The organism is Kribbella sp. CA-294648 (genome assembly GCF_050943845.1).
Lineage (GTDB): Bacteria > Actinomycetota > Actinomycetes > Propionibacteriales > Kribbellaceae > Kribbella.
In genome coordinates, this window is the sequence record NZ_CP191981.1 from 198,544 (window position 1) to 211,176 (window position 12,633).

The window sequence follows — 12,633 nt, forward strand, 5'->3', positions numbered from 1 at the left end:
GTCCGCGCGCGCTGTCCCCCGGCGCCGACCAGCTCGAGCTGGGCCAGAGGTTCATGACCATCTTCGAGATCGCCGACTTCACCCCCGGCCACCAACTGACGCTGCGACTCGTCGACCGCGCGTCTCTCCGCCTCTTCGGCGAGCTCGCCGTCACGTACGCCGCAGTACCGGCCACCACGGGCTCCCGCTTGGTCGTGAAACTCGCACTCCCGGCCCACGGCAACCCAGTACGCCGAACACTCCTCGCCTGGGGCGACCTCCTGATGATGCGCAAACAGGTCCTCACGCTGACCGATCTCGCCGCCCAGGCCCATTCGCAGTAGGCCTTTGGTGATTGGGAAAACAGCAGGCGGTACTGCGGGATGGTGTGTCACAGTCGGGCCCATGGACGACTACCGCGCAGTGAACCGGGCCAGCTGGGACGAACGAGTGCCGGCGCACGCCGCGTCGCCGGACTACAAGGTCGACCGGTTCGCCGCGGACCCGCAGTACCTGAGTGAGGTCGTGCGGTTCGACCTGCCGCGGCTGGGTGACATCTCCGGGCTCCGGGGCGTGCATCTGCAGTGCCACATCGGCACCGACACGGTCTCGCTCGCCCGCCTCGGCGCCCGGATGAGCGGGCTGGACTTCTCCGCTCCCGCGGTCGCCCAGGCGCAGTCCTTCGCCGACTCGCTCGGGCACGAGATCGACTTCCACCAGGCCGACGTGTACGACGCGGTCGAGGTGCTCGGCGCGGCGCAGTACGACCTGGTGTTCACCGGGATCGGGGCGATCGGGTGGCTACCGAGCATCGAGCGCTGGGCAGCTGTGGTGGCTGGTCTGCTCAAGCCCGGTGGCCGGCTGTTCATCCGGGAGGGACACCCGATGCTGTGGTCACTGGACGTGTCCAAGACCAGCGGTGAGCTCGTCCTCGCGGCCCCGTACTTCGAAACCGAGGCGCCGCAGATCTGGGACGAGGGCGGCACCTACGTCGAGACGGACGTCGAGTTCAGCCACAACGTCACGCACGAGTGGAACCACGGTCTCGGCGAGATCTTCACCGCGCTGACGAAGGCCGGCCTCGACGTCACCGACTTCGAAGAGCACGACAGTGCGCCGTGGGAGCCACTACCGGGACATATGACGCGCGACGAGCAGGGCGAGTGGCGCCTCACGGATCAACCGGAGCGTCTCCCCGCCACCTACACCCTGCAAGCCCGCCGTCGTCAGTGACCCTTGCGGCGCTGCTGCACCTTGTTGAACATCTCCTTGGCCTTGCGCTGGTTCTCGGGCTTGCTGGCCTCCCGCTGCACGACCTGCAGGACCTTGGCGACCACGGCGCCCTTGAGCAATGACTTCACGAAACCCATTGGGGGCCTCCTTCTCTGCTTGCTTCGAAGGTAGCGGTACCCGCAACCATTCCCCATGGGTGATCCCCCGTACTCATCCCTCAGGCGTGGTCGGCGTAGGTCAGATGAGTGCCACAGTGCAGGCACCGGAACAGGTAGGCGGTCGCCTCGCCGGTCGGTGTCAGGGTCCGTAAATAGGCCTCACGCTGCTCGTCGGACCAGGGAAAAGGGGCGTTCTCCTCCCGGAGCATCTCCAGCGCCTCCGGTACCACCACCAGCTCCTCGTAGCCGACCTTGCCCAGGTACGCCGCGGCGTCGGCGCAGTGGAACATCCACCGCTCCTGCTGCCAGCTGCTGAAACCGGGGGTCCGGGTGAGCACCTCGGTCAGAATCGGCTGCGGGACGTCGTCGGGGACGTTGACGACGTCGGTGAACTCCGCCTCGAAGAGGGTCGCCGCGGAACCGTCCGCGATACACCACAGGCAGAGTTCCTCGACCACTTCCTCCGCGCTGTAGACCGGCCCGGTGTAGATGAACCCCTGCCGCCGGCCGCAGCACCGGCACGGGTCGTCGCTGGTGATCACCTCGCCGGTGGCCACCGGATCCGGGTGGTAGCGAAACGTCGGTACGTCGGTCACCCCCAGACCCTGACCGACCCCCCGCCCCCACGCAAGTCACCAACCCCTCACCGCCCGCACCCCACCCCCCGCACTGCCCTCTCCCCGCCTCGCCCTCTCGCCCCAGCCCCGCGGCCGCTCTGCCCGCCTTCCTTCCCTTCGTCTTTTTCTGTTGTGGTGTCGGTGGGGTAGGGCACACTTGACGGGTGCCCGAGTTGCCGGAGGTTGAGTCGCTGACGGGGTTCCTGCGGGAGCGTGCCGTCGAGCGGGCGTTCGTTCGCGCCGACATCACCGCGATCAGCGCGCTGAAGACCTACGACCCGCCGATCTCGTCGCTGGTCGGCCTGCTGATCGACGACGTCCAGCGGCACGGCAAGTTCATCGACATCTCCGCGCAGGGCATCCACCTGGTCATCCACTTGGCCCGCGCGGGCTGGCTGCGCTGGCGGGAGGAACAATCCACCGGTCTGGTCCGGCCCGGCAAGGGGCCGATCGCCTGCCGGGTGGTGCTCGACGACGGCTCCGGTTTCGACCTGACCGAGGCCGGCACCCAGAAGAAGCTCGCCGTGTACGTCGTCCGCGACCCGGCCGAGGTGCCCGGGATCGCGAAGCTCGGCCCCGACCCGTTCACGCTCACCGCCGACCGGTTCGGCGAGATCCTGAAAGCGGCCGGCCGGGTCCAGCTGAAGGGCGTCCTGCGGAACCAGTCGGTCATCGCCGGCATCGGCAACGCGTACTCCGACGAGATCCTGCACGTGGCGAAGATGAGCCCGTTCAAGCCGGCATCGAACCTGTCCGCCGACGAGCTCCAGCAGCTCTACGACGCGATGCAGGAGACCCTGCGCGACGCGGTCGGCCGCTCGACCGGGCTCGCCGTCCAGGACCTGAAGTCGGAGAAGAAGAGCGGCATGCGGGTGCACGGCCGCAAGGGGCAGAAGTGCCCGGTCTGCGGAGACATCGTCCGCGAGGTCAGCTTCGCCGACTCGTCCCTCCAGTACTGCGCTACCTGCCAGACCGGCGGCAAGCCGCTGGCCGACCGCCGGCTGTCCAAACTCCTGAAGTAGCCCGCCGGATTGCCGAAGCGCTCAGCCAGCTCGGTGCGCTGGGTGGGGCAAACCGGGACGTGGATTCCGGTCTGGCCGGTGGGGCTGGAATGATCGGGACATGTTCCAGACTCCGGAGATTCCCGCAGTGGTGGTTGCCGACGTCGATGACGCGTTGCTCGCCGAGGCGTTCGTGCTCGACGTGCGCGAACCCGACGAGTGGAACCGCGGGCACATCGAGAACGCGGTCCACATCCCGCTCGGCCAGCTGCAGGAGCGGGTCGGTGAGGTGCCGCTCGGCCAGAAGGTGCTCTGCGTCTGCGCGGTCGGCGGCCGGTCCTCGATGGCGACCCAGTTCCTGGCGTCCGAGGGGCGCGACGCGATCAACCTCGACGGCGGCATGCACGCCTGGGAATCGGCCGGCCGCCCGGTCGCCCTCGACTGACCCCCGCCGCCCCGCCCTGCGCGCCCTCCTCGCCCCGCCCCCGCTCGCCTGCAGGCGGCCGGCGGCCGGGCCCGGCGACTTTGTGCACCAGCCGAGCGTTTCGGCGCTGCCGGAGCGCTCACCCCGTGCACAAAGTGGACTCTCGCGGCGGTTGCCGGGGCCGAAGAGGGACAGAAACCTTCCGGTTGCTGACTGGAAAGGTTACTTTGTCACCGGTTGGTCGACCGGCGTCCACTCAGGGCTCATCTCGGGGTAGTGCCTGCGGCGTCGGATGGCCGCGTCCGTCCACGCCGAGGAGGCCCCTGTGTCCAGGCATGCCCATTTCCGCCCACCCCACTCGCAGACCGGCCGCCACGAGCTCCGCCCGTCGAAGCCGGCCGCCCGCGCGACGCTCCGCCGCAGTACAACGACCGCTGTCCTCCTGGGTGGTCTGCTGGCCGGCTCAGCCTTCGCCCCGGCAGCCGCAACCCCCGGGCCCGGTCTCGACTTTCTGCAGACGCCCGTTGAGGCGCTGCGGCCGCTGTCGAGTGGGTCCGATATCGCCGATGTTGCCATCGCGCCGCCCGGCGAAGGGCTGGTGACCAGCCGCCAGGACAGCCCCGTCGCGCCCGGCGTGAACTACACCGCCTTCGAGCGGCTCGACGCCCGCGGCTGGCTTCGCGGCGACATCCTCGTCGCCGACCTCGACCGCAAGGGCGTCACCGTCGATTATGTGAATTCCGGCAAGGTCTCCGGCGGTCAGCCGCTCAGCCAGCAGCTCGCCCGCAAGGGCGCGATCGCCGGCGTCAACGGCGACTTCTTCGACATCAACGACACGACCGCCCCCCTCGGCGTCGGTATCGAACGTGCTGGCACCGGCGGCCGCCTGGTCAACGCGCCCGCGGCCGGTCACAACGAGACCGCAGTGATCAGTAAGGACGGTCTCGGCCGCATCGCCCAGGTCTTCCTCAAGGGCAGCGCGACCGACGACGACGCCACCAAGCTCGACCTGACCAACCTCAACTCACCCGGCGTCAGCGCGAACGGCATCGGCCTCTACACGCCCGAGTGGGGCGAGGCGGCCCGGACCAGGACCGTCGACGGAGTACCGGCGGTCCGTGAGGTCGTCCTCCGCGACGGAGTCGTCGTCTCCTCGAGCACCACCCCCGGTACTACGCCGCTGGCCGCGGGCGAGCTGGCCTTGATCGGTCGTGACGCGGGTGCCACCGCGCTGACCGCGTTCGAGACCGGTGAGAAGGTCGACGTGCAATACGGCCCGAGCGCCGATGCGCTGGATGCCGCGGTAGCGATCAGCGGCAACGTGCAACTGGCCCGCGACGGGCAGGTGCCGGCCGACGTACCGGATGCTGATCTTGCGCCGCGGACCGCGGTCGGGTTCACCGACGACGGCCGGCGGATGGTGCTGGTCACGGTCGACGGCCGCTCGACCGGCTCACGCGGGCTGACGCTGAAGGAGATGGGCCAGTTGATGGTCAGTCTCGGCGCCGACGACGTCCTGAACCTCGACGGTGGCGGCTCCTCCACGATGCTCGCGCGGTCGCCGGGCGAGGCTGCGCCCGGCATCGTCAACGATCCGTCCGACGGCGGCGAGCGCATCGTTCCGAACGGCCTGGGACTCCTTCCGGTCAAGGGCTCCGGCAAGCTCACCGGCTTCCAGCTCGAAGCCGCCGGTACTGCGGCCGAAGACGCCGACGCCGACCTCTCCAAGAGCTCCCGAGTCTTCACCGGCCTCACCCGCATCCTGAGTGCTCGCGGCCACGACGAGACCTACGCGCCGGCCGCCGGTACGCCGTACTGGTTCGCGGGCAGCAACGCGACGGTGAGCAGCAAGGGCGTCGTCACGGGTCGCCGGGCAGGCGACGTGACCGTCACAGCCCTGAAGGGCGTGGCCCGCGGCCGCTTCCCGATGACAGTCCTCGGTACGCCGATCCGCCTGGCGCCCTCGACCCGTCAAGTGTCGTTGCCGGATGCAACCTCCAGTGGCTTCTTCACCGTCAACGGCTTCGATCGCGACGGCTTCTCCACCTGGGTCGAACCGCAGGACGTCAAGCTCAGCTACGACAGCAAGCTCGTCTCGATAGTTGCTCGTGGCAATGGGTTCGACGTCAAGGCGGTGAGCGCCGACGCGGTGTCGACGATTGTCACGGCGAAGGTCGGATCGCTGACCACCCAGCTCAGCGTCACGGCCGGATTGACCAGCCAGGTGGTGGATGAGCTCGACGACCTCACCCGCTGGCAGGCGAACGCAGTACCGGCCGGCGCCGCGACAGCATCCAGGTCGGTTGCCGAGGGCCATGATGGCGGCCAGGCGATCGCGCTGGACTACTCGCTGACCGGCAGTACCGCAACGCGGGCGGCGTACCTGGCGCAGACTCCGCAGCAGACGTTGCCCGGACAGCCGCAGAAGCTCGGCGCCTGGGTGTACGGCGATGGCAAGGGCGCCTGGTTGCGGGCGAACGCGTACGACGCGGCCGGTGGCTCGGCGAAGACGCTCAACCTCGCGGCGTCCGTCGACTGGACCGGCTGGAAGTACGTCGAGGCGGACATCCCGCCGGGGATGACGATGCCGCTGCGGTTCTGGCGGATCTACGTGGTCGAGACCGTACCGACCCGGCAGTACGCGGGCCGGATCGTGATCGACGACCTGACCGTGCGCAGCGCTCCGCCGCTGACGATGGCGCCGCCGGCCACGGTGATCGACCCGATGGTGGTCACCGACGGCACCGCGACGGGCGGCAAGCGGTGGAAGTTCGCGGTGATGTCGGACGCGCAGTTCACCGCCGACGCGCCCGAGTCGGACATCGTCCAGCAGGCCCGCCGGACGATCCGCGAGGCGCTCGCGCAGAATCCCGAGTTCCTGCTGATCAACGGCGACTTCGTCGACCGGGCCTTCGCCAACGACATCGCGCTGGCCAAGCGGATCCTGGACGAGGAGGTGGCCAGCAAGGTGCCGGTGCACTACGTGCCGGGCAACCACGAGAGCTACGGACCGGGCGACCTGTCCGAGTGGACCAAGGTGTTCGGCGCTCCGACCAGCACGTTCGACCACAAGGGCACGCGGTTCATCCTGCGCGACTCCTCGCTGGGATCGTTGCGGGCCGGTGGGTTCGCGCAGATCCTCGACCTCAAGCAGCAGCTCGACGACGCCCGGGCGAATCGCTCGATCCGCAACGTCGTGGTGATGGCGCACCACCCGATCGACGACCCGTCGCCGACGCAGAACTCGCAGCTCGGTGATCGCAAGGAAGCGGAGCTGCTGGTCCGCTGGCTCGCCGACTTCCGGGCATCGACGGGCAAGGGGGCGGCGTACATGGCTGCTCACGCCGGGACGTTTGCCGCCACCCGGACCGACGGAGTACTGCTGCCGTTGACAGGGAACATGGGCAAGGGGCCAGCGGCTGCACCGGACGCAGGTGGGTTCACCGGCTGGGCTCTCGTCGGCATCGACCCCGACGCGCGAGAGGCGGCCGCCGCTGAGCGCCACTGGTCGGCACCGGAACGCTCCTGGTTCCAGGTCGAGCTGCGGCCACACGTAGATGCCCTGGACCTGACAGCACCAACTGAGCTCAAGCAGGGCACGAGTGCCCCGGCCGCGGCGACCGTAGTACAGGACAACCGCCGGGTGCCGGTCTCGTTCCCGGTCTCAGCCGACTGGTTCGGCTCGTCCCTCCTGCACATCGGACCGGTCCGTACTGCGCCCTTCTGGGCCGTAGCCGCCTTCGACCCAGCCACCGGCCGCATCACCGCACTGCGCCCCGGCACGGTCCAACTAGGCGTGACCGTCAACAACACGACCAAGACCACGCCAGTACAGATCACCTGGTAGACAAGGTCGCATGCGGCTGGATCCCATCAAGATCGTCGAGTACGACGCCCGCTGGCCGGCGCTGTTCGAGCAACAGCGCCGGCGAGTGGAGCCACTCCTCGCTCCCTGGCTGGTCCGGCCGCTAGAACACATCGGCAGTACGTCGGTCCCTGGCCTTCCGGCGAAGGCGATCATCGACATGGCCGCAGTGGTCCGGGACTACGACGAGTGCGCAGCTGCCTTCGACGGCCTGACGGCACTGGGCTGGTGCGTCGCGCCGGAGCCGGGCGACAGCGCGGCCCGCAAGTGGTCGCTGTGCTTTCCGACGATCGAGCATCGTTCACACCACCTGCACATCGTGGAGGCTGCCTGGACAGGCTGGCAGACCTGGCTGGCCTTCCGTGATCACCTGCGGGAGACGCCGGCCGATCGCGACGAGTATGCGCGGATCAAACGCGAACTGGCCGCGGCGGACGATCGGGACCGTCCCGCCTATCGCGCCGGCAAGGCGCCGTTCATCACCGGTGTGCTCAGCAGGCTCGGGCCCTCACACAACGGCGGCGGCTGACGTTCAAGAGGCATGAAGCGGATAGTTGAACCCAAGGTTCTGTACTTCGGTACGCCGGTCGTGTTGATCAGTTCCCGGAACGCGGACGGGACCACCAATCTCGGGCCGATGTCGTCGGCCTGGTGGCTGGCCCAGTCGGCGATGCTCGGGATGTCCGTCGGCTCGCAGACCGTGCAGAACCTGATGGAGCGTCCTGAGTGCATCCTCAATCTGGTGGACCCGGCGATGGTCGCCTCGCTCGACCGGATCGCGTTGCTGACCGGATCGCGGCAGATGTCCGAGGCCAAGCGGGCGCGCGGCTACCGCTACGAGCCGGACAAGTTCGCGGCGGCCGGGCTGACCAGGTCGCCGGGCAGTCTGGTCGACGTGGACGCCATCGAGGAGAGCCCGATCAACCTCGAAGGCCGGATCGAGGCGATCCACCAGGTCGGTGGTCCGGACTCCAACCTGCGCGCGCTGGAGATGTCGGTGCAGCGGGTGCAGGTGCGCGATGACCTGCTGATGAACGACGACCGCTACATCGACCCGTTGCGCTGGGACCCGCTGATCATGAAGTTCACCGAGTACTTCGCCGGCGGCGTACCGGCGTACGAGTCGTCGCTGGCCCGTGGCTGGCAGATGCCGCCGATGCGGGCCGGGGCACTATCGTCTGGGGAATGACTGAGCTGGGGCATGGGGTGAGGCGGCCCGCGCGGCTGCGGGCCGGGGATCGTGTCGCGGTGGTGGCGCCGGCCGGGCCGCTCGATCCAGAGCGGCTCGAGCTGGGGACGAAGTACCTGAAGGACTGGGACATCGACGTCGAGGTGATGCCGTCCGCGCTGGCTCGCGACGACCGGCTGCCCTACCTGGCCGGTGACGACCGGGCTCGCGCCGCGGACTTCCGGGCCGCCTGGCTGGATCCGTCGGTCAAGGCCGTCTTCGCGGGCCGCGGCGGGTACGGCGTCCAGCGGATGCTGCAGCACCTCGACCCGGCGGAGCTCGTTGCCGTCGACAAGATTCTGGTCGGCTTCAGCGACATCACCGCGCTGCACGAGGTCTTCAACGCCCACGGCCTCGTCACGCTGCACAGTCCGATGGCGGCCGGCATCGGGCAACTCCGCGTGCAGGAGACCCACGACCGGCTGCGCGATCTGCTGTTCGAGCCTGAGTCGGTGCAGGACCTGCTCACTCCGACCGGCGCCCGGACCGTGGTCGCCGGTACGGCGGAAGGCCGCCTGCTCGGGGGCAACGTCGCCCTGCTGGCCGCGAGCATCGGTACGCCGACCTTCGCCCAGCCGGCCGGCATCGTGGTGCTGGAAGACGTCGGCGAGGAGGGCTACCGCATCGACCGGCTGCTCACCCAGTTGCTCAGGTCCGGCTGGTTCGACGAGGTGACCGGCCTGGTGATCGGTGACTTCAGCATCGACAGCGAGCGCGAGTTGGTGGCCGACGTGGTCCGGGAACGCCTGGAGCCGCTCGGCCTGCCGATGGTCGAGGGCGCCGCGATCGGCCACGAGGACCTCAACCTCGCCGTACCGCTCGGCCTTCCGGTCCGCCTCGACGCCGCGGCCGGCACCCTCACGCCGCTCCTCACCCCACTCCGCTAGCCGCCTCAGGTGCTCAGCTGGTGCGCAGATGCTCGGCCAGGAAGGCGAAAGCCTTCGGGTAGGCGTCGAGCCGGTTGATGCGCTTCGCCAGACCATGGCCCTCGTCGGCGTAGACCAGCAGCTCACACGGGACGTTCCGCTTCGCCAGAGCGTCGACGATCTGTTCCGCCTCTGACAACGGCACCCGCGGATCGTTCGCCCCGTGGATAACGAACAGCGGCGCCCGGATGTCGCCCACCCGGTTGAGCGGACTCGCCGCCTCCAGGAACTCCCGATCCTCCGCCAGTACGCCGTACTCCCGCTCCCGCGCCACCCGACGGTACGCCGATGTGTTCTCCAGGAACGTCACAAGTGAGGCGATCCCGACGATGTCCACCCCGGCTGCCCAGCGCTCGGGCTGGAACGCGAGCCCGGCAAGCACCATGTAGCCGCCGTACGAGCCGCCACACAACGCAGTGCGTTGCGGGTCGACGTCGATCGACGGCAGCCATTCGTGGATCGCCGCGAGGTCCTTCACGGAGTCGAGCCGCTTCTGCTTGTCGTCCAGCGAGTACCAGCGCTTCCCGTACGCCGCTGAGCCGCGCACGTTGGGCACGATCACCGTGTGGCCTTCAGCCGCGAGTGCCGTGACCACCGGGTTCCAGACGCGCATCGCCATTGCCTCCGGCCCACCGTGGACCCAGACCACGGCCGAGCCGTCGCCACCCCCGATTGGGCGGTACACGAACACAGGGACCTGCTCGCCGTCGAAGGAGGTGACCCGGTGGCTCTCCGGGTGGGTGAGGCCTTGTGGCAGCGCAGGACCCTCCGGGCTCTCGACAGCGACGACCTCACCGGTCTCCCGCGTGTACCGGAAGACCGACAGCGGGTCGATCGGCGAACTGTGGTTGAGCAGCGCGTAGCTGCCGTCGGACGACCACAGGGGATCCGGGGCGGCCATCAGCCTGGCGGCGCAACCACCAGTCGGCAGCTCGAGTTGCGCGACGAAGGAAGCGTCAGCGAGCTTGTGCTGCGCCATGGTGACGACACCGTCATCGGTGGTGCCGACCAGCAGGTGCTCGCCGTCGGGACAGACCCAACCGGCCAGGTCATGCTTCTCGTCGACCATGAGATCGGCCCAGGTCGCAGTACCGAGGTCGTAGCGGCGCAGGGCAAGCCGGTCGCGTCCTCGGTCGCTGGCAACGACGAACCCGGACGAGTCGGGCAGCCACGAGGGCCCTTCCTGGTACGTCAGTTCGTCGTACGCCGTGAGCTCGGTGATCGCCTGGGCAGCTGTGTCGACCAGGAGGAGCTGCACCGAGTTGCCCGGGCCGCCGGCCAGGGCGATGACCACCCAGCGCTCGTCCGGCGAGACGTGGGCCGAGTTCAGGTAGCCGCCGCCGTCGTACAGGACTGTCTCGGCGCCAGTGGCCAGGTCCAGCGTGACCAGGTCGAAGTCCACCTGGTTGCGGCGGTTGGTGGTGAAGAAGACCTTGCCGGGCTTGGCATCCACCAGGTGGTGGAAGTAGTCGAGGTCGTGGACGAGTGGAGACAGTACGGGAAGCCCGTCCGGGCCACTGGGGTCGTCCAGGTCCAGCAAGGAGAGCTGGCCTCTCTCGTCGCCGCCGCTGTCGTGCTCGACGACTACCTGGCGACTGTCCGGGATGAAGCGTGCATAGCGAGCCGTGTCGTCCAATGCGGTCAGCGCCCGCCAGTTGCCGTCCGCCGCCACCGCATGGATCTGCCGGACCCCGCTGCCGTCGTACCCGATGAGCAAGTCACCCGCTGGGTCGACATCGAAGGCCATCACGGTCGGCAGCGAGAGCAGAGTCGTCAGCACCGCTCAATCCTCACACGCCAATGAGTCACCCACACTGCAAGTAGATGCAACCCACCGCCGGACCTCGCCGTCTTTACGATCGTCAACCAGCGGACGAGAGGCACCCGATGAGTGTGCGTGACCAGGAGTTCTCGGACTTCGTGCAGGCGCGGCGATCACGGCTGGTGGGAGCTGCCTACCTGCTGTGCGGTGATCGGCACACGGCCGAGGACCTGGTGCAGACGGCACTGGCCAAGCTGTACGCCGCCTGGCCGAGGATCCACAGCCGTGGTGCCGAGGACGTTTATGCGCGCCAGATCCTGATCCGTACCAGCATCGATGCCGGCCGGCGGCGGTGGCGGCGCGAGGTGAGCTCCGACGTACTGCCCGAGCACCCCGTACCAGGGCCCGATCTCGACGGTCGCGACGAACTCGTCCGGGCGCTGGCCGCGCTCGGGCCGCGGCAACGGCGGATCGTCGTCCTGCGCTACTGGCTCGACCTCAGCATCGAGGAGGTCGCCGCCGACCTGAAGATCAGCACCGGAACGGTGAAGAGCCAGTCCTCCCGGGCCCTCGACCACCTCCGCACCCGGTTGACCGCCGACAGAATCGACGCACTGACCGAGGAGCGAGTATGAACGAGCAGGACCTGCGCGACCGTCTGGAACTCACCGTCGCCACCGACCTCGGGGAGCAGCCGTTCGACCCGGCGGCGGACCTCCGGCGCGGCCGCAGCCGGCTCCGCCGCCACCGCATCGCCACCGGGTTCGCCACGGTGACGTCGGTGGCCGCGGTGGCTGCCCTGGGCTTGCAGTTCATGCCCGCCTCGTCGACCGGCCGCCAGGGCCCAGCGCCGGCCGCCCAACCGACGGTGGCCCCTCCCCCTGCGCCTGGCGGGGAAGATCGTGCGCAGCAAACCGCCCGGCTGGCGAGCACCACGATGAAGAAGCTCGACATCGTGGCGCATCGGCACATCGATCCGGACCGCAAATACACGAAGCAGACCATCAGTGAGAGCTTCTCGCCGACCGTGTTCGACTCGTCGAACAAGCTCTTCGGGGTGGGGATCGGCAAGCGGTGGCAGCAGAACGGCGACTTCGGACAGCTCCAGGTGGAGGTGTTCGCCGGGACGCATTCACTGTCGGAGGGCGCGTGGTGCAGGGACGGCGGGATGCCGGAGCTGCCGGGCTCGGCCAACCTGACCTGCACGACCAGGACGGCCCCGAACGGCCGCCGGATCGTCACGGCGAAGGCCGCACCGACGGCGAGCCCTGCCGTGCCGTGGAACGGTGCGTTGATGGTCCGGTATGTCCGGCCGGACGGCCAGGTCGTCACCGTCTCTGTGTGGGGCGTGATCAAACCGTCCGTGACGCTGCAGCAGCTGATCGAGGCTGCGATCGACCCCGAGATGAGCCTGCCGAAGTAGCCGGCTGAGGGGCAGAC

At 68.9% G+C, this 12,633-nt stretch carries 13 protein-coding genes; 10 read left to right on the plus strand and 3 right to left on the minus strand.

What is annotated here, in order from left to right:
- Positions 1–53 precede the first annotated feature (53 nt).
- Together ACQPYM_RS00985 and ACQPYM_RS00990 are read left to right on the plus strand one after the other, a co-directional pair.
- The gene (locus ACQPYM_RS00985) at positions 54–323 is read left to right on the plus strand and encodes a hypothetical protein (protein WP_433013250.1); all 270 of its coding nucleotides are present in this window, start codon (positions 54–56) and stop codon (positions 321–323) included.
- Positions 324–384: 61 nt separating this feature from the next.
- On the plus strand, positions 385–1,212 hold the full coding sequence (locus tag ACQPYM_RS00990) for a class I SAM-dependent methyltransferase (RefSeq protein WP_433013253.1): 828 nt from the start codon (positions 385–387) through the stop codon (positions 1,210–1,212).
- Here the strand turns inward: ACQPYM_RS00990 and ACQPYM_RS00995 are convergent.
- Positions 1,206–1,349 (minus strand): hypothetical protein, encoded by a 144-nt coding sequence (locus ACQPYM_RS00995; protein ID WP_433013256.1) that lies wholly within the window; start codon positions 1,347–1,349, stop codon positions 1,206–1,208. The two genes, ACQPYM_RS00990 and ACQPYM_RS00995, sit on opposite strands and share 7 nt — an antisense overlap.
- A gap of 80 nt (positions 1,350–1,429) precedes the next feature.
- A complete protein-coding gene (locus tag ACQPYM_RS01000) occupies positions 1,430–1,966 on the minus strand; it encodes a CbrC family protein (protein WP_433013259.1) in 537 nt (178 codons plus the stop codon).
- 185 nt (positions 1,967–2,151) lie between these two features.
- Here ACQPYM_RS01000 and ACQPYM_RS01005 point away from each other — a divergent pair, with 185 nt between their 5' ends.
- From ACQPYM_RS01005 to ACQPYM_RS01030, 6 genes are all read left to right on the plus strand, one after another.
- Positions 2,152–3,009, plus strand: coding sequence for a DNA-formamidopyrimidine glycosylase family protein (locus ACQPYM_RS01005; protein ID WP_433013262.1), 858 nt, complete (start codon positions 2,152–2,154; stop codon positions 3,007–3,009).
- Positions 3,010–3,109: 100 nt separating this feature from the next.
- Complete coding sequence (locus tag ACQPYM_RS01010) at positions 3,110–3,433, plus strand: rhodanese-like domain-containing protein (protein WP_433013265.1); 324 nt, start codon at positions 3,110–3,112, stop codon at positions 3,431–3,433.
- A gap of 304 nt (positions 3,434–3,737) precedes the next feature.
- Complete coding sequence (locus ACQPYM_RS01015) at positions 3,738–7,259, plus strand: phosphodiester glycosidase family protein (protein ID WP_433013268.1); 3,522 nt, start codon at positions 3,738–3,740, stop codon at positions 7,257–7,259.
- Positions 7,260–7,269: 10 nt separating this feature from the next.
- The gene (locus tag ACQPYM_RS01020; RefSeq protein ID WP_433013271.1) at positions 7,270–7,806 is read left to right on the plus strand and encodes a GrpB family protein; all 537 of its coding nucleotides are present in this window, start codon (positions 7,270–7,272) and stop codon (positions 7,804–7,806) included.
- Between the two features lie 12 nt (positions 7,807–7,818).
- Positions 7,819–8,466: a flavin reductase family protein gene (locus tag ACQPYM_RS01025; RefSeq protein ID WP_433013274.1), complete on the plus strand. Its 648-nt coding sequence runs from the start codon at positions 7,819–7,821 to the stop codon at positions 8,464–8,466.
- The gene (locus ACQPYM_RS01030) at positions 8,463–9,392 is read left to right on the plus strand and encodes a S66 peptidase family protein (RefSeq protein ID WP_433013277.1); all 930 of its coding nucleotides are present in this window, start codon (positions 8,463–8,465) and stop codon (positions 9,390–9,392) included. The genes ACQPYM_RS01025 and ACQPYM_RS01030 overlap by 4 nt, the downstream gene beginning before the upstream one ends.
- Before the next feature lie 13 nt (positions 9,393–9,405).
- Here the strand turns inward: ACQPYM_RS01030 and ACQPYM_RS01035 are convergent, their stop codons facing one another.
- Positions 9,406–11,211: a S9 family peptidase gene (locus ACQPYM_RS01035; protein ID WP_433013280.1), complete on the minus strand. Its 1,806-nt coding sequence runs from the start codon at positions 11,209–11,211 to the stop codon at positions 9,406–9,408.
- Positions 11,212–11,318: 107 nt separating this feature from the next.
- On the opposite strand from ACQPYM_RS01035, the gene ACQPYM_RS01040 reads away from it, so the two are divergent.
- Together ACQPYM_RS01040 and ACQPYM_RS01045 are read left to right on the plus strand one after the other, a co-directional pair.
- Positions 11,319–11,828: a SigE family RNA polymerase sigma factor gene (locus tag ACQPYM_RS01040; RefSeq protein WP_433013283.1), complete on the plus strand. Its 510-nt coding sequence runs from the start codon at positions 11,319–11,321 to the stop codon at positions 11,826–11,828.
- The gene (locus ACQPYM_RS01045; protein WP_433013286.1) at positions 11,825–12,616 is read left to right on the plus strand and encodes a hypothetical protein; all 792 of its coding nucleotides are present in this window, start codon (positions 11,825–11,827) and stop codon (positions 12,614–12,616) included. The genes ACQPYM_RS01040 and ACQPYM_RS01045 overlap by 4 nt, the downstream gene beginning before the upstream one ends.
- The last annotated feature ends 17 nt before the right edge of the window (positions 12,617–12,633 follow it).